The 18,536-nt window shown below is 71.3% G+C and carries 14 protein-coding genes; 10 read left to right on the top strand and 4 right to left on the bottom strand.

Annotated features, from left to right (window positions below; genetic code table 11):
* Positions 1–6: 6 nt before the first annotated feature.
* The 5 genes from QQZ13_RS01620 to QQZ13_RS01600 are packed head-to-tail and all read left to right on the top strand — an operon-like array spanning position 7 to position 3,397.
* Complete coding sequence (locus QQZ13_RS01620) at positions 7–1,032, top strand: phosphatidate cytidylyltransferase (RefSeq protein ID WP_284527379.1); 1,026 nt, start codon at positions 7–9, stop codon at positions 1,030–1,032.
* Complete coding sequence (locus QQZ13_RS01615) at positions 1,029–1,589, top strand: DivIVA domain-containing protein (protein ID WP_284527378.1); 561 nt, start codon at positions 1,029–1,031, stop codon at positions 1,587–1,589. The genes QQZ13_RS01620 and QQZ13_RS01615 overlap by 4 nt, the downstream gene beginning before the upstream one ends.
* Before the next feature lie 60 nt (positions 1,590–1,649).
* The gene (locus tag QQZ13_RS01610; protein WP_284527377.1) at positions 1,650–2,387 is read left to right on the top strand and encodes a lytic transglycosylase domain-containing protein; all 738 of its coding nucleotides are present in this window, start codon (positions 1,650–1,652) and stop codon (positions 2,385–2,387) included.
* Between the two features lie 4 nt (positions 2,388–2,391).
* Positions 2,392–2,682, top strand: coding sequence for a hypothetical protein (locus tag QQZ13_RS01605; RefSeq protein ID WP_284527376.1), 291 nt, complete (start codon positions 2,392–2,394; stop codon positions 2,680–2,682).
* Position 2,683: 1 nt separating this feature from the next.
* Positions 2,684–3,397 (top strand): alpha/beta hydrolase, encoded by a 714-nt coding sequence (locus tag QQZ13_RS01600; protein ID WP_284527375.1) that lies wholly within the window; start codon positions 2,684–2,686, stop codon positions 3,395–3,397.
* A gap of 18 nt (positions 3,398–3,415) precedes the next feature.
* Here QQZ13_RS01600 and QQZ13_RS01595 read toward each other — a convergent pair whose 3' ends face one another.
* Positions 3,416–4,495, bottom strand: coding sequence for an AI-2E family transporter (locus QQZ13_RS01595; protein WP_284527374.1), 1,080 nt, complete (start codon positions 4,493–4,495; stop codon positions 3,416–3,418).
* Positions 4,496–4,667: 172 nt separating this feature from the next.
* On the opposite strand from QQZ13_RS01595, the gene QQZ13_RS01590 reads away from it, so the two are divergent.
* Complete coding sequence (locus tag QQZ13_RS01590) at positions 4,668–6,455, top strand: glycosyl transferase (protein WP_284527373.1); 1,788 nt, start codon at positions 4,668–4,670, stop codon at positions 6,453–6,455.
* Complete coding sequence (locus QQZ13_RS01585; RefSeq protein ID WP_284527372.1) at positions 6,452–7,393, top strand: tetratricopeptide repeat protein; 942 nt, start codon at positions 6,452–6,454, stop codon at positions 7,391–7,393. Before QQZ13_RS01590 ends, QQZ13_RS01585 begins: the two co-directional genes overlap by 4 nt.
* A gap of 27 nt (positions 7,394–7,420) precedes the next feature.
* Here the strand turns inward: QQZ13_RS01585 and glgB are convergent, their stop codons facing one another.
* The 3 genes from glgB to glgX all read right to left on the bottom strand — a co-directional run bounded on the left by glgB (position 7,421) and on the right by glgX (position 13,779).
* Positions 7,421–9,556, bottom strand: a complete 2,136-nt coding sequence (glgB, locus tag QQZ13_RS01580) for a 1,4-alpha-glucan branching protein GlgB (RefSeq protein WP_284527371.1) — start codon at positions 9,554–9,556, stop codon at positions 7,421–7,423.
* Positions 9,553–11,520 carry a maltotransferase domain-containing protein gene (locus tag QQZ13_RS01575; RefSeq protein WP_284528008.1) on the bottom strand — a complete coding sequence of 656 codons (1,968 nt, stop codon included), beginning with the start codon at positions 11,518–11,520 and terminating at the stop codon, positions 9,553–9,555. The genes glgB and QQZ13_RS01575 overlap by 4 nt, the downstream gene beginning before the upstream one ends.
* Positions 11,521–11,688: 168 nt before the next feature.
* Positions 11,689–13,779 (bottom strand): glycogen debranching protein GlgX, encoded by a 2,091-nt coding sequence (gene glgX, locus QQZ13_RS01570; RefSeq protein ID WP_284527370.1) that lies wholly within the window; start codon positions 13,777–13,779, stop codon positions 11,689–11,691.
* Between the two features lie 66 nt (positions 13,780–13,845).
* Between glgX and QQZ13_RS01565 the strand changes: the two genes are divergently transcribed.
* From QQZ13_RS01565 to ligA, 3 genes are read left to right on the top strand one after another with little or no spacing between them, the layout of a single operon-like run.
* Positions 13,846–15,015 (top strand): cysteine desulfurase family protein, encoded by a 1,170-nt coding sequence (locus QQZ13_RS01565; protein ID WP_284527369.1) that lies wholly within the window; start codon positions 13,846–13,848, stop codon positions 15,013–15,015.
* Between the two features lie 42 nt (positions 15,016–15,057).
* Positions 15,058–16,155, top strand: coding sequence for a tRNA 2-thiouridine(34) synthase MnmA (gene mnmA / locus QQZ13_RS01560; protein ID WP_284527368.1), 1,098 nt, complete (start codon positions 15,058–15,060; stop codon positions 16,153–16,155).
* Between the two features lie 49 nt (positions 16,156–16,204).
* Positions 16,205–18,523 carry an NAD-dependent DNA ligase LigA gene (gene ligA / locus QQZ13_RS01555; protein ID WP_284527367.1) on the top strand — a complete coding sequence of 773 codons (2,319 nt, stop codon included), beginning with the start codon at positions 16,205–16,207 and terminating at the stop codon, positions 18,521–18,523.
* Positions 18,524–18,536: the final 13 nt, after the last annotated feature.

Here is an 18,536-nt window from a genome sequence, read left to right as displayed (position 1 = left end):
GCACCCATGACCGACGATCCCTCGGACGACCACGGGGCGGGCGACGCCCCGCGCACGCGCGCCGAGGCGCGCCGTGCCGCCGAGGTCGAGGTCACGGCGCTGCACTCGCACGTGCGCGCGGCTCGCTCCGAGTTCGAGCATCAGATCGTGAAGGCGCGGGCCGACTTCGAGCACGTGAACGAGCGCATCAACGCGCGTACGGGACGCAATCTTCTGCTGGCCACGCTCAGCGGCATGGCGATCGGCGCCGCGGTGCTCGGATCGCTCCTGTGGGTGAAGTGGCTGTTCCTGATCTTCGCCATCCCGGTCTGCCTCCTGGGTGTCTTCGAGTTCTCGCGCGCCCTCCAGAGCGCGGGCCGTCGAGTGGATGTGTGGCCCCAGGTGGCGATGGGCGCGATCATCATGGTCGCGGGCTTCGTCGAGGGCCACTGGACGCACTGGGTGACCACGTTCGCGGCGGTCGCCTTCCTCGTGGTGTGGCGGATGGTCGCGCAGATGTCGGCCCACGACGGCCGCCGGTACGGCGACGTGCTCTCCGATGTGCTGGTGGCCGGCTTCGTTCCGCTCTACGTCCCGTTCCTCGCCAGCCTCACCCTCGTGCTGCTGCGTCAGGACGGCGGTGAGTTCTGGCTGCTGGCCATGATCGTGGTCGTCGTCGTGGCGGACACCGGCGCGTACGCCTCGGGGCTCGCGTTCGGCAAGCATCCGATGGCGCCGCGCATCAGCCCCAAGAAGACCTGGGAGGGCTTCGCCGGAGCGGCCACCGCGGCCATCGCCGCCGCCGTGGCCATCGGCATGCTGCTGCTGCAGATCCCGTGGTGGGCCGGCGTGATCTTCGGCGTGGCGGTGCTCGCCTCGGCGACGGTCGGCGACCTGGGGGAGTCGATGATCAAGCGGGACCTGGGGATCAAGGACATGAGCTCATGGCTTCCCGGACACGGCGGCGTCCTCGACCGCCTCGACTCCATCCTCCCGTCGGCGGCGACCGCGCTGGCGATGTACTTCCTTCTCTCTCCGCTGGCGGCCGCATGAGTCAGGACAGCACGGTCCTCCCCTTCCCGCTGACGACCGGGCGCGTCCAGGGCTACGACCCCGCGCAGGTGGACGACTTCCTCGCCGCCGCCCGCCGATCCTTCGAGGACGGCACCGCGGAGCCGCTCACAGCGGCCGATGTCCGGCGCACCGCCTTCCGCCTCGTCAAGCACGGCTATCGGATCGACGCCGTGGACGCGGCCATGGGGCGGATCGAGGACGCGTTCGCGGCGCGCGAGCGCGAGCAGGCGCTGTCCGAGGCCGGCGCGCGGGAGTGGGTCGGGTCGTCCCGGCGGCTGGCGCAGGAGGTGCTGGACCGGCTGAGCCGTCCCGAGCGGGAGAGATTCCGCCGTGTCAGCCGGCTGCGCTGGGGCTACCGCATCGATGAGGTCGACATCGTCGCCGACCGCATCGCTCGCTATCTCGAGTCGGGCGAGTCCCTCACCGTCGAGCAGGTGCGCACGGTCGCCTTCCGCATGCAGCGCGGCGGCTACGACGAGGTGCAGGTCGACGCCGTCCTCGATGCGGTCATCGAGGTCATGCTCGCGGTCGGTTGAGGGCGCGCGGCGTGCGAGGCGTGGCGACGGTCCGGAGCGCCGGGTAGAATCGCTGTCACTGTGACTTCTGATGGCGAGCTGATCCCCGTGACACGGCGGTCTCTCGCGAACCGGTCGAGGGCCGTCGCGAGATCGAACCGCAGCTCGTCCGAGCCGCCGCGCTGGTCGCGCCGCCGCCGGGCGCTCTCGGTGTTCGCGGTGTTCGCCGCCGCTGCCTTCGCCGGCGGCTACGTGCTGCCGCTCACAGCAGGGAGCCCGCGTGCCGAGGCTGCAGAGCTCGATCCGGTGTCGCTCTACGCCAGCTCGATCGCCGATGCTCAGGCCTACATCGCCGCGTCGACCGTCACCGACGACGACCTCGGCAGGGCCGACATGACCTACAGCGTCTACGTCAAGCCGAAGCCGAAGCCCACGCCGACCCCGACGGCGACGTCGACGGGGTCGAGCTCGTCGTCCCGATCGAGCGGCTGGGCACCTCCGTTCGTCTCCCCGGATCCCGGCAGCGCCCAGGCCACGGCGTACGAGATGGTGACCGCTCGCGGGTGGGGCGACGACGAGTTCGCCTGCCTGGTCGCGCTGTGGAAGAAGGAATCCGGCTGGCGGGTCAACGCCTACAACAAGAGCAGCGGTGCGTACGGCATCCCGCAGGCCCTTCCAGGGAGCAAGATGGCCAGCGCCGGCTCCGACTGGGAGACCAACGCCGCAACGCAGATCGCCTGGGGTCTCGGCTACATCAAGGGGCGCTACGGCACGCCGTGCGGTGCCTGGGATCATTCCCAGCGCAAGGGCTGGTACTGAACGCATGCCGAGGTCCCATCGCCGGCGGCGTGACGATGCCGGTTCGTCCGACGACGCGTTCGCCCGTCTGCTGAGCGGGTGGAAGCGCACGGAGACCCGTCGCGGCGTCGAGTGGACCGTCCAGCCGGTGAGCGCCGCTCAGGCGCAGAAGCCGTACACCTGCCCGGGATGCGGACGCGAGGTCGGCGTCGGGACCGCGCACGTCGTCGTGTGGCGCGCCGACGGAGTCCTGGGCGACGCGGCGGACCTCGCCGCGCGCCGTCATTGGCACACCGCTTGCTGGAGGATCGGCTGACATGGAGATCAGGGGACCGGTCCTGCTGCCGGCGCGGCGCGAGGACGTCGAGCTGCACACGCTCGACGGGGTGACGCTGGTCGGCGAGCTGGCTCTTCCCGAGAGCCGTCCGCCGGTGGCGACGCTCGTCACCCTGCACCCGCTGCCGACGGCGGGCGGGTTCATGGACTCGCACATCCTGCGCAAGGCGGCGGGCCGCCTGCCGGCGCAGGCGGACCTCGCCGTGCTGCGCTTCAACACCCGCGGAACGACGTCGCCGCGCGGGACCAGCGGCGGGCACTTCGACGGGGGCGGTGCCGAGTCGTTCGACGTCGCGGCGGCTGTCTCGTTCGTGCAGGAGCGAGGACTGCCCCGGCCCTGGCTCGTGGGGTGGTCGTTCGGCACCGAGCTCGCCCTCAAGTACGGACGCGATCACGACATCGAGGGGATCATCCTGCTGTCTCCGCCGCTTCATCGCGCCAGCGCGGAGGAAGTCGCCGCCTGGGCACAGGTCGACCGCCCCGTGGTGGTTGTCGTACCGGAGCTCGACGACTATCTGCGTCCCGACGCGGCGCGAGAGCGCTTCGCCTCGATTCCTCACGCGACCGTGATCGCGGTCGAAGGCGGCAAGCACCTGTGGGTGGGGGAGAACCAGACCCGCCGCGTGCTCACCGAGATCGTGGCCGCGGTCAACCCCGACGCCCTGCCCCTCGCGACGGAGTGGCCGGACGCCTGAACGCGCCCGGGCCGGGCGTCAGAGCTCGTTCTGACGCGGGATGACGACCTGGCGGTAGATGATCAGGATGCTGGCGGCGACGGGGATCGCCACCAGCGCTCCGAGCAGCTGGCCGAGCGAGGCACCTGCCAGCGCGGCGATCACGACCACGGCTCCGGGCACCGAGACGGCGCGGTTCATGATCCGCGGCGAGATCAGGTACGCCTCCACCTGCATGTACACGACGTACCAGATGAGGGCCACGAGCGCCGTCAGCGGCGATCCGAGCCCCGGGATGAGGCACGTGAGCACGATGATCACCGAGCCGGTCAGGGTGCCCACGAGCGGGATCAGCGAGAAGAAGAACGCGATCACGGCGAGCACGGCCGGGAACGGGGCCCCGATGATCGAGAGGAAGATGGCGCTGAGAACGCCGTTGATCACGCCGAGCGAGACCTGCCCCATGACGTAGTAGCCGACCGATGCGGTGATCTGCTCCGAGAGGTCGATGAACCGCGCGCGCTTGGAGGCGGGCACCAGCTGGTACACCGCGGCCTTCAGCGACGGGGTGGAGGCCGTGAAGTAGATCGTCAGGATGAGGACGATGATCGCGCCGGTGAACCCGGCGATGATCGCGGCGCCGATCGTGACGAGGCTCTCGCCCACCATGGTGCCGACGTTCCCGATGTCGATCGAGGCGTACCAGTCCGAGAGGTACTCGAAGACCTGGTCGACGTTGAGCGCCGGGAAGATGTCGTGCAGCCAGTCCTTGGACGCGGTGATCGGATCCCACTCCTGGTCGACGGCGCTGGTGACGAGCTTCTGGATCTCGGTGACGAGCTGGCTGATCTGCCCGACGATGATCGGCACCACCATCAGGATGATTCCCGCGAAAGCGGCGAGGACCGCCGCGAAGGTGATGAGCAGTGCGCCCCATCGCGGGAGGCCGCGTCGCTCCAGCCACGACACGAGGGGGTCCAGTCCGAGGGCCAGGAACAGGGCGGTGCCCACGTAGAGGAGGACCGTGGAGAGCGTCTGCACGCTGGTGATGAGCAGGATGCCGACGCCGACGCCGAGGGTGGCGATCAGCGCGGTGCGGAACGGATGCTGGATCTTCAACGGGAGCCCTTTGCCTGTCGTGGTGGCCCCACACTACGCGGGCCGCCCCATCCCGGGGTGAGCGCCACCCCCTCCCGGGCGACATTCAGGTCACTTCGCTAGTCTGGAACGTCGATTGTGCACACTAGGGCGGCCTCTGACGTCGCCGCGTGGTGCAGGAAGGTGACCTTTCGTGCGTTTTGTCTGGGCGGTGGCGGCGTTCGTGCTCGCCACGGTGATGATCGGTGCGGGCATCGCCCAGCGCACCGTGCTGCAGGGACCGAAGACCGAGACCCAGTCCATCGAGATCGCCGAGTCGACCCCGTACGTGCTGGTCGACGGAGGCGTCCTGAGCGGACACACCGGGTCGCAGACCCTGCGCGCCCAGGGGGACGGCGAGATCTTCGCCGCCTACGGGCGCACCGACGACATGATGGCCTGGCTGGCACGCAGCGACTACGTCCACGTCACCCGCGAGGGTGAGGAGATCGTCACCGAGAGCGTCGCCGCCCCGCAGGAGGAGGCCGACGCGGAGCCCTCCGAGCCGCTGTCGCCCCTCGGCTCCGACCTCTGGGTCGACGAGTTCCAGCAGGAGGACGTGCTGATCGCGCCGCTCCAGCTGCCCGCCGACATGAGCGTGCTCGTTGCCGCCGACGGGGTGGAACCGGCACCGGCGCAGCTCTCCGTCACCTGGCCGACAGGCGTGACCACGCCCTGGGCGGGCCCGCTCATCGTGGGCGGCGGGATCATGCTGGCGATCGGCATCGTGCTGTACATCCTGGGCGTGCGGCACGTGCGTCGCTCGCGCGGCCCTCGCCGCAAGGGCCTGCCGATCGCGCGGACCGAGCCGATCGATCTCAGTGAGGCCTCCGCCGACAAGGGCGTGATCAGCTCTTCGCCGTCCCGCCGACAGCTCTCCGGGGGCCGCCGCGGCTTCGTGGCGCTTCCGGTCGTCGTCGTGTCCGCCCTCCTCGTGTCGGGGTGCTCGGCGGACTCGTGGCCCCAGTTCGGTCCGTCGGAGACGCCGACGCCCTCGGCGACGGTCGTCGTGCCCGAGGGACAGGACGACCCGCCGGCAGTGACCGAGGCCCAGGCGGAGCGCATCCTGACCCGCATCTCCGCCCAGGTGGCCGCGGCCGACGAGAAGAACAGCGCCGCGCAGGCGGCGGTCCGCCTCGAGGGTCCCGCTCTGGCGGCGCGCAAGACCAACTACACGCTGCGCAAGGAGCTCGACGATCACGAGCCGCTTCCGGCCATCCCCACGACCGCGCTGAAGATCCTGCTTCCGGAGGCCTTCGAGGGCTGGCCGCGGACCTTCTTCGCCGTCGTGGAGGACGCCGACTCGGGCGTCGCGACGATCATGACCGTCACGCAGCGCGACGCATGGTCGAACTACAAGCTCTCGTACGTCGCGAACATGGTCGCCGACGCGAGCCTCAATGTCGCCCCGCCCTACATCGGCGCACCGAAGGTCCAGCCCGACTCGGCCTTCCTCCTCATCGCCCCGCAGGACCTCGCAGCCGCCTACGCGGACGTGCTGGACAAGGGCGATGACAGCGAGTTCGCCCCCATGTTCGATGCGGAGACCGACACGTTCCGCACGCTCGTGGCCGACAACCGCGCCGCGCGCGTCGAGGACTTCAACAAGACCGGGTCCAAGACCGGCAAGATCTCGTTCTCGGCGTCGGCCGGGTCGACGAACCCCGTCGCCATGGCGACCCTCGACAGCGGTGCCATCGTTGCGGTCACCGTGAACGAGAACGACACCGTGACCCCGACCAACGAGGACGCCGTGATCAAGGTCGACGACAACGAAGTGGTCAAGACGCTGAGCGGCGTCACCCAGTCCTCGACGGGCTTCCGGAGCAGCTACGCCGACCAGCTGTTCTTCTTCGTCCCGTCGCAGAGCTCGACGGAGCGCATCCGGTTCCTCGGCTATTCGTCCGACATCCTCTCAGCCAAGGTGGTGAAGAAGAAGTGACCGATCCCACCCCCGGCGCCGTTCTGCGCGGGGCCGTCGACCTGTCCTCCCTCCGTTCCCGTCCCGCCGCGCAGCCCGCGCCGGCGGGGGCGGACGGCGCGCCCGCCGGTGGACCTTCGCTCGTCTTCGACGCGACAGACGACACCTTCGCGCAGGTGCTCGAGCTGTCGCGCACGGTGCCCGTGGTCGTGGACCTGTGGGCCGAGTGGTGCGGTCCCTGCAAGCAGCTGAGCCCCATCCTGGAGAAGGTCGTCCAGGAGCTGGCGGGTCGTCTGGTGCTCGCCAAGGTCGACGTCGACGCCAACCCGCAGCTCGCTCAGGGCTTCCGGGCCCAGTCCATCCCGATGGTCGTGGCTCTCGTCGCGGGGCAGCCGGTGCCGCTGTTCACCGGCGCCGTCCCGGAGGCTCAGGTTCGCGAGGTGTTCGGGCAGCTGCTCCAGCTGGCCGCGCAGCACGGTGTGACCGGCACGGTGCCCGTGAGCGGCTCCGACGCCGTGGCCGACGCCGATGAGGAGCCCGCGGCCCTGCCGCCCCTGCATCAGGCCGCGTTCGACGCGATCGAAGCCGGCGACTACGCCACCGCCATCGCCTCGTACGAGGCCGCGCTCGCGGAGAACCCGCGTGACGAGGACGCTCGCGCCGGCCTCGGCCAGGTGCGTCTGCTCTCCCGGGTGCAGGCACTGGACCTGCAGGAGACGCGCGCCGCGGCGGCCGCAGCCCCGCACGATGTCGCTGCCCAGCTGGCGGTCGCGGATCTCGACGTCGCCGGCGGACACGTCGACGACGCGTTCGACCGCCTGCTGACGCTCTTCTCCGAGCTGCCGACCGACGAGCGCGCGCCGGTGCGTGAGCGTCTGCTCGAACTGTTCGGGCTCATCGGCGACGCGGACGCGCGCGTCGTGCGAGCGCGCGGCCGGCTGGCGAGCCTGCTCTTCTGAGCGTCGGCCCGCGCACCGGCCTGCGCGTCAGGCGCGGTGCGCCAGCCAGAGCACGCCCAGCGGCGGCAGGGTCATCGTGGCCTGCCCGCGGTGGTCGGTGTGCACCGCACCGAGGTTGCCGACTCCCGATCCGCCGAATGCGGCCGCGTCGGAGTTGAGCACCTCGCGCCACTCGCCGCGCTCAGGCAGGTCCAGCGTGTAGTCGTACACCGGGGCGCCGGAGAAGTTGCTGACGACCGCCACGGTGTTGCCGTGGTTGTCGCGGCGCGCGAAGGCGATGACGTTCGGGTTCCACGACGGCGCGCCCAGGCGGGAGAAGGCGGACCCGTCGCTGTCGCGCGACCACAGGGGGGCGTGCTCGGCGTACTGGTGGTTGAGGGCGCCCACGAAGGAGAGCAGCTGCTGGTGCGCGGGCTGATCGAGCATCCACCAGTCGAGCCCACGGCCTTCGGACCACTCGGACATCTGGCCGAACTCCTGTCCCATGAACAGCAGCTGCTTGCCGGGGTGGCCCCACATGTACGCGAGATAGGCGCGCATGTTGGCCAGCTTCTGCCAGTGATCGCCCGGCATGCGGGTGAACAGCGTGCCCTTTCCGTGGACGACCTCGTCATGGCTGATGGGCAGCACGAAGTTCTCGGTGAACGCGTAGACGAACGAGAACGACATCTCGCCCTCGTGGTGCGAGCGGTACATCGGATCGCGCTTGATGTACTCCAGCGAGTCGTTCATCCAGCCCATGTTCCACTTGAAGCCGAAGCCGAGACCGCCCTGGTCGGTGGGGGCCGTGACCCCGGGAAAGCTCGTCGACTCCTCGGCGATCATGGCGATGCCGGGGTAGCGCTTGTAGGACGTCGCGTTGACCTCCTGGAGGAACCGGATGGCCTCGAGGTTCTCGCGCCCGCCGTGGATGTTCGGCTCCCACTCGCCGGCCTCGCGCGAGTAGTCGAGGTAGAGCATGGAAGCCACCGCGTCGACCCGCAGGCCGTCGACGTGGAACTCCTCGAACCAGTACAGGGCGTTGGCGACGAGGAAGTTGCGCACCTCGTTCCGGCCGTAGTCGAAGATCAGCGTGCCCCAGTCCTTGTGTTCGCCGCGACGGGGATCGGGGTGCTCGTACAGCGCGCGACCGTCGAAGCGCGCAAGGGCGAACTCGTCCTTCGGGAAGTGACCCGGCACCCAGTCCATGATCACGCCGATTCCGGCCTGGTGCAGGCGGTCGATGAGATAGCGCAGGTCGTCGGGGCTGCCGAACCTGCTCGTCGGCGCGTAGTAGCCGCTCACCTGGTAGCCCCACGAGCCGCCGAACGGGTGCTCGGCCAGGGGGAGGAACTCCACGTGGGTGAAGCCGGCGGCGGTGACGTACTCGATGAGGGGATCGGCGGCGTCGCGGTAGCCGAGGCCGGGACGCCACGAGCCGAGGTGCAGCTCGTAGGTCGACATGGGCTGGTCGACGGGCGAGCGCGACGAGCGCGTGGTCAGCCAGTCGTCGTCGCCCCACGCGTAGGCGCTCTCGGTCACCACCGACGCGGTGGCCGGAGGCAGCTCGGCCGCCTGGGCCATGGGATCGGCCTTGAGGATCCAGTGGCCGTCGGCGGTGAGGAGCTCGTACTTGTACGTGGCCCCCGCACCGAGGCCGGGGATGAACAGCTCCCACACCCCGCTCGATCCGAGGGAGCGCATCGCGTGGGACTGGCCGTCCCAGCCGTTGAAGCCGCCGACGACCCGCACCGCCCGTGCGTTCGGCGCCCAGACGGCGAACGAGACGCCCGCCGCCCCGGTGAAGTGGCGGACGTGCGCGCCGAGAACCCGCCACAGCTCCTCGTGCCGTCCCTCACGGATCAGGTGCAGATCCATCTCCCCGAGCGTCGGCAGGTGGCGGTACGGATCGTCGACGCGATGCTCGGGACCGCCGTCGTAGGTCGCCAGGAGGTCGTAGGCGCCGGGATCGGCGTCGGTGGACCCCGCCCAGACGCCCGACCGCACGTGCTCCAGGGGGATGCGCACGCCCGCCGCGGTGACCGCGGTCACCGTCGCCGCCATCGGCCGGCGGGCCCGGATGACCCAGCCCTCGCCGTCGCGGTGGACGCCGAGGACGTCGTGGGGGGCGTGGTGGGATCCGGTGGCGACCGCGTCGAGGAGCGAATCTGAGGGCGTGGTCATCGGGACCCCTTCACGTGCAGGATGTGGACGGGCTCGGCGAACGCGTCGAGGCGGACGAAGGCGTCCTGGTTCCAGGTCCATCGGGCGCCGGTCACGAGATCCTCGACGTCGTAGTCGTGCCCTCGCGGCACGCCGAACGCCGTGCTGTCGATGTGCACCATGGTCTGGCGGGTCGAGTGGGGGTCGACGTTGGCCACCACGATGATCGTGTCGGCGACCCCGTCCGGCGATAGCTCGGCCGGCAGGTGCTTGGAGTAGACGAGGATCGCTTCGTCGTCGCTCCAGTGCACGGTCAGTCCCCGCAGCTGGCGGAGAGCGGGGTGGGCGCGCCGGATCTCGTTCAACCGCGTCAGGTACGGGGCGAGCGAGTCGCCGGCGGCCTCGGCGCCGGCCCAATCTCGGAGCTTGTACTCGTACTTCTCGTTGTCGATGTTCTCCTCGGATCCCGGCCGGGCGACGTTCTCGAACAGCTCGTACCCGGCGTAGACGCCGTAGCTGGCTCCCGCCGTCGCGGCGAGGGCGGCGCGGATCTTGTACGCGGGGCGCCCGCCGTACTGGAGGTACTCGGTGAGGATGTCCGGCGTGTTGACGAAGAGATTGGGCCGCATGAAGTCGGCCGTCTCGTCGGAGATCCACCGGAAGAACTCCTCCAGCTCCGTCTTGGTGTTCCGCCACGTGAAGTAGGAGTAGCTCTGCTGGAAGCCGCTGTACGCCAGGGCCTGCAGCGGTGCGGGGCGCGTGAACGCCTCGGCGAGGAACACGACGTCGGGGTGCTCGGCCGTGACCGCTCCGATGAGCCATTCCCAGAACTGCAGCGGCTTGGTGTGCGGGTTGTCGACGCGGAAGATCTTCACGCCCTGGGCGATCCAGTGGCGGACGATCCGCAGCACCTCCGCCCGGATGCCCTCGGGGTCGTTGTCGAAGTTGATCGGATAGATGTCCTGGTACTTCTTGGGGGGATTCTCCGCGTAGGCGATGGAGCCGTCGGGAAGCGTCGTGAACCACTCCGGATGGGCTGTCACCCACGGGTGGTCGGGAGCGGCCTGCAGCGCCAGATCGAGGGCGACTTCGAGCCCTTCGGCGGCCGCGGCCCGCACGAAGGCGCGGAAGTCGGCGAGCGTGCCGAGCTCCGGATGCACGGCGTCGTGGCCGCCCGCGGCCGAGCCGATGGCCCACGGCGACCCGGGGTCGCCGGGACCGGCGGTGAGGGTGTTGTTGGGACCCTTGCGGTTGAGCGTGCCGATCGGGTGGATGGGCGGCAGGTACAGCACGTCGAAGCCCATGGCGGACACCGCCGGCAGCCGGTTCTTGGCGGTGCGGAAGTTCCCGCTCTTGACGGTGCCGTCCTTCAGGCGTCGAGCGCCCTCGGAGCGCGGGAAGAACTCGTACCAGGCGCCCACGCCCGCCCGCTCGCGCTCGACGAGCAGGGAGAGCTCGGGTCCGACCGTCAGCAGGGACTGGAGCGGACGGGCGGCGAACACGCTCGCGAAGTACGCATCGCGCACGATCGCCAGCGCTGCCGTGTCGTCGCGCTCCGCGTCGCGAAGGCTCGCCGCTGCGTCGGTGAGCGCGCGGCGCTCGGCGGCGGGCCGCGACTTCTCGGCCGCGGCGCGCAGGAACAGGAGGGCGCCCGACTCGCGCATGAGGGACGTGTCGACGCCGGCGGCGATCTTGACGTCCGCCGCGTGCTGCCAGGTCGCGAAGTCGTCCCCGAACGCCTCGAACCGGAAGCTCCACAGACCCTGCTCGAGGGGCGCGACGCCGACCCGCCACCGATCGAACCCGTCGCCCAGGGCGGTGAGGCGGTGGAGCGACTCCGCGCCGCTCGGGGAGATGAGCCGGACGTGCACCCCGATCGCGTCGTGGCCCTCGCGGAACGCCGTCACCTGGAACGGCACCGCCTCGCCGACGAAGGCGCTGGCGGGGAAGCGCGGATCCGGTGTCGTCGGCCGCGGCAGCACCAGCGGGATGCGCCCGTTGCGGGTGCCCGCCTCGGCCTGCCACGCGACCGCCGGGCGGAGGGGGATCTGTGCGGTGCTGCGCACCATTCCGGTGGTGTTCGTCGTCGTGGCCACGTCTCGAACCTACCTCCGTTGCGAGCGGCGGTACACCGCCGCACGCCGTGGCGGCCGCTACTCGACGCGGAACAGGTGCATCGCGGTGTCGGGGAGGGAGACGACGTCGCCCGGCTCGAAGACCGGCTCCTCCGCCGTCGGGCGCTCATCGAGACTCGACCAGAGGGCGACGTAGCGCCGGACGCCGTCGATGCGGGGGAGGGTGACGTCGACCGGACGCTCGTTCCCGTGCACGATGAGCAGGATGCGGTTGGGCTGCTCGTTCTCGGGCGTCGACTGCGCGACGTACTGGAGGGTCCGGTGCGCCGGATCGGTCCATCGGTCGCCGGACATGGTCTCACCGTGCTCGTCGTACCAGTCGATGACCGAGGCGCTCGGCACGGTCTGCGCCTCGTGGGCGAACCGCGACGGCCGGAGGGCGGGGTTGTCGCGGCGCAGCTGCAGCAGGCGGCCGACGTGAGCGGCGAGGTCCTGCTGCCAGGGCGCGTGGTCCCACGACACCCACGTGAGGGGGGAGTCGTGGCAGTAGGCGTTGTTGTTCCCGCGCTGAGTGCGCCCGAACTCGTCGCCGGCCGTGAGCATGGGAACCCCCGCCGACAGCAGGAGCGTGCCGAGGAGGTTCCGCATGGCCTTCCGGCGCCGGGCGAGGATGGCCTCGTCCTCCGTGGAGCCCTCGGCGCCGTGGTTGAAGGAGCGGTTCATGTCCGCGCCGTCGCGGTTGTGCTCGCCGTTGCCGAGGTTGTGCTTGACGTCGTAGGACACCAGATCGCGGAGGGTGAAGCCGTCGTGCGCCGTCACGAAGTTGACGCCGGCCAGAGGACCGCGCGCCTGCGAGAACGTGTTTGACGAGCCGGCGAGGCGGGTGGCGAAGCCACCGATGCCGACGGGAGCCGTCCCCGCGCGACGCGCGTAGTCCACGTCGCTGAGCCAGAAGTTGCGCACGCGATCGCGGTAGCGGTCGTTCCACTCCGCCCACCCGGGACCGAAGTTGCCGGTCTGCCATCCGCCCATTCCGACGTCCCACGGCTCGGCGATCATCTTCACGCCCGCCAGGGCAGGGTCCTCCACGATGGCACGGATGAGCGGGTGGTCGGGGGAGAAGGAGTGGTCGGCGCCGCGCCCCAGGGTGGCGGCGAGATCGAACCGGAATCCGTCGACCTGGAGCTCGCCCGCCCAGTACCGCAGCGAGTCCACGATCAGGCGCGCCGCGGCATCGGTCGACGTGTCGAGGGAGTTCCCGCAGCCCGTCACATCGATGTAGGCGCCGTCGTCGTGCTGACGGTAGTACGCGCGCCCGTCGATGCCGCGCAGGCTCGAGCGCGGTCCGCCGAGCTCGCCCTCGGAGGTGTGGTTGTAGACGACGTCGAGGATGACCTCGATTCCCACGGCGTGGAGATCCCGCACCATCGTCTTGAACTCGCGGAGCACCGCGTCGGGGCCCGCCGCGCGACTGGCGGCCGTGGCGTAGTCGGCGTGCGGGGTGAAGAAGTTGAGGGTGTTGTAGCCCCAGTAGTTCGTCATCCCGTGCTGGAGGAGCCGGGGCTCGCTCTCGAACGCGTGGACGGGCAGCAGCTCCACGGACGTCACCCCGATCGCCTGGAGGTGGCTGATCGTGGCCGGGTGGGCGAGACCCGCGTACGTGCCGTGCAGGGCGGGCGGGATCGCCGGATGCCTCTTGGTCAGCCCCTTCACGTGCGCCTCGTAGATCACCGTGCGATCCCAGGGGACCGCGGGCTTGGACACGCCGCCCCAGTCGAACGACTCGTCGACGACGACCGAGCGCCAATCTCCGAGGCCCCCCGACACGAGGCCCTTCGTATAGGGCTCGATGAGCAGCGTCTGCGGATTGAAGGTGTCTCCCGGGCCGTGCGGCCCGTCCACGCGGACCGCGTAGCGCGCGCCCGGCGTGAGGGCGCGGGTGGTCACCTCCCAGACCTCGCCGGCGCCGTCGTCGCCGGGTCGGCGCGTCAGCGGCAGCGTGTCGATGATCCAGTCGAGGTCCACCTCGTCGAACAGGACCAGCTCGACGGCGGTCGCGGCGCCGGACCACACCCGGAGGGTGCCGCCGTCGGGACCCTGGGTGACCCCGAGGCTATCGAGCGCGGGCGACAGGAAGGAGGCGTCGGCGACGTCCGGCACGGGAAGCATGCGATCTACAGTAGTAACGCCGCGCGCCGACCACGCGCGGATCCGCAGGGCGGAGGAGGTGAGCGGGTGACGGCCTACTTCGATCACGCCGCGACCACCCCGCTGCGTCCGGAGGCGCGCGCCGCGTGGCTCGACGCGGTCGACGTGGTCGGCAACGCCTCGTCCGTCCACGGCCCGGGGCAGCGCGCCCGGCGCATCCTCGAGCAGGCGCGCGAAGACGTCGCCGCCGCGCTGGACTGCGATCCCATCGAGGTGGTGTTCACCTCCGGGGGCACCGAATCCGTCAACCTGGCGATCAAGGGCCTGTGGTGGGCACGCCGCGCGGGCTCCGACGCGATCGTGCTGCCCGACGGTGAGCACCACGCCACGATGGACGCCGTCGAGTGGCTGCACGCGGCCGAGGCCGCACGGGTCGTCGCCGTGCCCCTCGAGGCGACGGGCGCCGTCCCCGTGGACGCGTTCGCGTCGGCGCTTCCCGGCGCCGCCCTCGCCACGGCGCTGATCGCCAACAACGAGGTCGGCACGGTCTCGGACGCGCCGGCGCTCGCAGCGGCCGCGGCTGCGCGAGCCGTCCCCCTCCACCTCGACGCCGTCGGGGCCGCCGGCGCTGTCGACGTCCGCTTCGCCGCCTGGCGAGGAGAGGGACGCGCCTCCACGGGCCTGGTCGCGTTGAGCGTCTCCGGCCACAAGATCGGCGCGCCGGTGGGCACCGGTGCGCTCGTCGTGTCGCGCCAGGCGCGCCTGTCGCCCCTGCTGCACGGCGGCGGGCAGCAGCGGGGACTGCGCTCGGGGACGCAGGACGTCGCCGGCGCCGCCGCCTTCGCCGCGGCCCTGACCGCCGCCGAACGCGGGCGCGAGGCGGAGGCCGCGCGCCTGGTCGGGCTGCGTGAACGGCTCGTCGACGGCATTCGCGCCGCGATCCCGGAGGCGGAGCTGCTGGGCGATCCGCACCTCCGGCTGCCGGGCAACGTCCACGTGCTCTTCCCCGGCGCGGCGGGGGAGACGCTCCTCTTCCTGCTCGACCAGGCGGAGGTGGCCGTCTCCACCGGATCGGCGTGCCAGGCGGGAGTCGCGGAGCCGTCGCACGTCGTGCGCGCGCTCGGTCGCGACGAGCGGGCCGCACGCTCGGTGCTGCGCTTCACGATGGGACGCACGTCCACGGCCGACGAGGTCGACAGCCTCCTCGCGGCGCTCCCTGCCGCCTACGCACGCGCCGTCGCCGCGGGATCGCGCTGAGTGCCGCGGCCCCGGCTGCCGGGCGCTTCGTAGACTGGACGCATGAAGATCCTCGCGGCGATGAGCGGCGGCGTCGACTCGGCAGTCGCCGCGGCGCGTGCCGTCGACGCCGGGCACGAGGTCGTGGGCGTCCACCTCGCCCTTTCCCGGGCCGGCGGGACGCTGCGCACCGGCAGCCGCGGCTGCTGCACGATCGAAGACGCGATGGACGCGCGGCGCGCGGCCGACCGGCTGGGGATCCCGTTCTACGTCTGGGACTTCTCCGAGCGGTTCCGCGATGACGTGATCGACGACTTCGTCGCGGAGTACCGGGCCGGCAGGACGCCGAACCCCTGCATGCGGTGCAACGAGAAGATCAAGTTCGCGGCGCTGCTCGAGCGCGCCGTCGAGCTCGGCTTCGACGCGGTGTGCACCGGCCACTACGCGCTCCTCGTCGACGGCCCGGAGGGACGCGAGCTCCACCGCGCCTCGGACGCGGCGAAGGACCAGTCGTACGTGCTCGGCGTGCTGACCGCCGAGCAGCTGGCGCATACGTACTTCCCTCTCGGGACGACCCCGACCAAGGCCCTCGTGCGCGCCGAAGCCGCCGAGCGGGGACTGACGGTCGCCCAGAAGCCGGACAGCCACGACATCTGCTTCATCCCCGACGGCGACACCCGCGGGTGGCTCGCCGAGCGGGTCGGCACGGCGGAGGGCGACATCGTCGACCGCAGCGGCGCCGTCGTCGGCGCGCACGAGGGCGCGCACGCGTTCACCGTCGGCCAGCGGCGCGGGCTCTCGCTGGGCGTTCCCGCCCCGGACGGCAAGCCGCGGTTCGTGCTCGAGGTGCGCCCGGTGACCAACACCGTCGTGGTGGGGCCCAGGGAGGCGCTGGCGACGGCCGAGATCGCCGGCACGCGCCGGAGCTGGACCGGGCGACCGCCGTCGGCCTCGTCGTTCGCGTGCGAGGTCCAGATCCGGGCCCATGCGGAGCCGGTGGCGGCGCTGGCCGAGATCGTCGGCGACGAGATCGTGGTGCGCCCCGCGTCGCCGTTCGACGGCGTGGCGCCGGGTCAGACGGCGGTGCTCTACGTCGGCACGCGCGTGCTCGGCCAGTTCACGATCGCCCGGACGGTGTCGGCGGTGCCCGTCGGCGGCTGAGGTCGCTCGTGGCGGTCGCGGTGTCGGAGGTCGCTCCTAGACTGACGGGGTGACGGATGCCGCTGACCTCGACTCCCTTCCGCTCGACGACGCGCGTGCCGAGGCGGCGCGGCTGACCGGCCTCATCCTCGATGCGCGCGAGGCGTACTACGGCCGCGACGCGGAGCTGGTCGACGACGCCACCTACGACGGATGGATGCGCAGCCTCGAGCAGATCGAGCGCCTGCACCCCGAGCTCCAGGGCCAGGACTCCCCGACGCTCAGCGTCGGCGCGGCGGAGAACTCGATGTTCGCTCCCGTCGAGCACGCCGAGCGCATGCTCAGCCTCGACAACGTCTTCAGTCCCGAGGAGCTCGCGGAATGGTGCGTCAAGACGCGCAACGCCGCCGGTCGCGAGGTGCGCTGGCTCACCGAGCTCAAGATCGACGGACTCGCGATCAGCCTGCGTTACGAGCGAGGCGTCCTCGTCTCGGCGGCCACGCGCGGCGACGGCCGCGTGGGCGAGGACGTCACCGTGAACGCCGTGCGCGTCTCGGGCGTGCCGCAGCGGCTCACCGGCTCCGGGCACCCGGAGCTGGTCGAGGTGCGCGGCGAAGTCTTCATCCCGGTCGCCGCCTTCGAAGAGCTGAACGCCCTCCAGGCGCGCATGCGCGAACGCGTCATCGCCGACGCGACCGCACGCGGCCTCGACCAGGAGAAGGCCGACCGGGCGGCGCTGCGCCGCTTCCCGGCCTTCGCCAACCCGCGCAACGCCGCCAGCGGCGGTCTGCGTCAGCAGCTGGAGAAGAAGTCGGGTCTCGAGCGCGAGGCGGGGCAGGCCCGGCTCGACTCGCTGCGGCTGTTCGTCCACGGCATCGGCGCCTGGGAGAGGCCGCCGGTGGCCTCCCAGAGCGAGGTGTACGAGCTCCTCGCCGGGTGGGGCCTGCCCACGAGCCCGTACTTCCGCACGTGGGAGGACGTCGAGGGCGTGAGCGAGTACGTCGCCCACTACGGGGAGCACCGGCACGACGTCGAGCACGAGATCGACGGCGTCGTCGTGAAGGTCGACGAGCTCGCGCTGCACGACGAGCTCGGCGCGACCAGTCGGGCACCCCGGTGGGCGATCGCCTACAAGTATCCGCCGGAGCAGGTCAACACCAAGCTGCTCGACATCGTCGTCTCGGTGGGCCGGACGGGCCGTGCCACGCCCTTCGCGGTGATGGCCCCCGCCCGGGTCGCCGGCAGCGTCGTCCGGCAGGCCACGCTGCACAACCAGGAGGTGGTCAAGCAGAAGGGCGTGCTGATCGGAGACACCGTCGTGCTGCGCAAGGCCGGCGATGTCATCCCCGAGGTGCTCGGGCCGGTCGCCGAGCTCCGCGACGGCACGGAGCGGGCGTTCGTGATGCCCACCCACTGCCCGGAGTGCGGTGCGACCCTGGCCCCCGCCAAGGAGGGCGACATCGACCTGCGCTGCCCCAACACGCGCACGTGCCCGGCGCAGGTGCGCGGCCGCGTCGAGCACATCGGCTCCCGCGGCGCCCTCGACATCGAGGTGCTGGGCGAGGTGACGGCGGCGGCGCTGACGCAGCCCGAGGTCCCGGCCGTCCCGCCGCTGCAGACGGAGGCCGGGCTGTTCGAGCTGACCCTCGAGCAGCTGGTGCCCATCGAGGTGATCGTGCGCGACGCCGAGACGGGTCTCGCCAAGGAGGATGCCGACGGCACGGTCAAGACGCGTCGTCCCTTCCAGCGCAATGCGACCACGGCCGAGAAGAAGGAGGGTCTCACCGGCCCCCAGCCCTCCGCAGCCGCGTTGAAGCTGCTCGACGAACTCGAGAAGGCGAAGACGAAGGATCTGTGGCGGTTCCTCGTCTCGCTGAACATCCGTCACGTCGGGCCTGTGGCCGCGCGGGCCCTCGCCCAGTGGTTCGGCTCCCTCGACGCGATCCGCGCCGCCGGCCGCGACGAGCTCGCCGCCGTCGACGGCGTCGGCGGCATCATCGCCGACGCGCTGATCGAGTGGTTCGAGGTCGACTGGCACCGCGAGATCGTCGAACGGTGGACGGCGGCTGGTGCCCGCCTGTGGATCCCGGGCCACCCCGGGCCGGGCGCGGCGGCCGCGGCGGGCGGTGTGCTGGACGGAATCACCGTCGTCGCCACCGGCTCCCTCGAGGGTTACTCGCGCGAGGGAGCGCAGGAGGCGATCATGGCCGCGGGCGGCAAGGCGGCTTCGAGCGTCTCGAAGAAGACGGACTTCGTCGCGGCCGGCCCGGGCGCAGGCTCGAAGCTGTCGAAAGCCGAGGAGCTCGGCATCCGCATCATCGACGCGGCCCAGTTCAAGATCCTGGTCGAGCAGGGCCCCGCCGGGCTCGACGAGGCCGGCGGCGCCTGATTCCGGAGCCCTC

It is taken from the genome of Microbacterium sp. T2.11-28 (assembly GCF_950097975.1).
In the GTDB taxonomy this organism is placed as follows: domain Bacteria; phylum Actinomycetota; class Actinomycetes; order Actinomycetales; family Microbacteriaceae; genus Microbacterium.
Note: the sequence above shows the minus strand (reverse complement) of the source record. Positions and strands in the feature narration are given on the sequence as shown.

Bases quoted from the DNA above. Each gene is read 5' to 3' on its own strand.
- QQZ13_RS01615 (WP_284527378.1), top strand. From the start codon at position 1,029: ATGAGTCAGGACAGCACGGTCCTCCCCTTCCCGCTGACGACCGGGCGC.
- mnmA (WP_284527368.1), top strand. From the start codon at position 15,058: ATGAAGATCCTCGCGGCGATGAGCGGCGGCGTCGACTCGGCAGTCGCC.
- QQZ13_RS01620 (WP_284527379.1), top strand. From the start codon at position 7: ATGACCGACGATCCCTCGGACGACCACGGGGCGGGCGACGCCCCGCGC.
- glgB (WP_284527371.1), bottom strand. From the start codon at position 9,556: ATGACCACGCCCTCAGATTCGCTCCTCGACGCGGTCGCCACCGGATCC.
- QQZ13_RS01605 (WP_284527376.1), top strand. From the start codon at position 2,392: ATGCCGAGGTCCCATCGCCGGCGGCGTGACGATGCCGGTTCGTCCGAC.
- glgX (WP_284527370.1), bottom strand. From the start codon at position 13,779: ATGCTTCCCGTGCCGGACGTCGCCGACGCCTCCTTCCTGTCGCCCGCG.
- QQZ13_RS01600 (WP_284527375.1), top strand. From the start codon at position 2,684: ATGGAGATCAGGGGACCGGTCCTGCTGCCGGCGCGGCGCGAGGACGTC.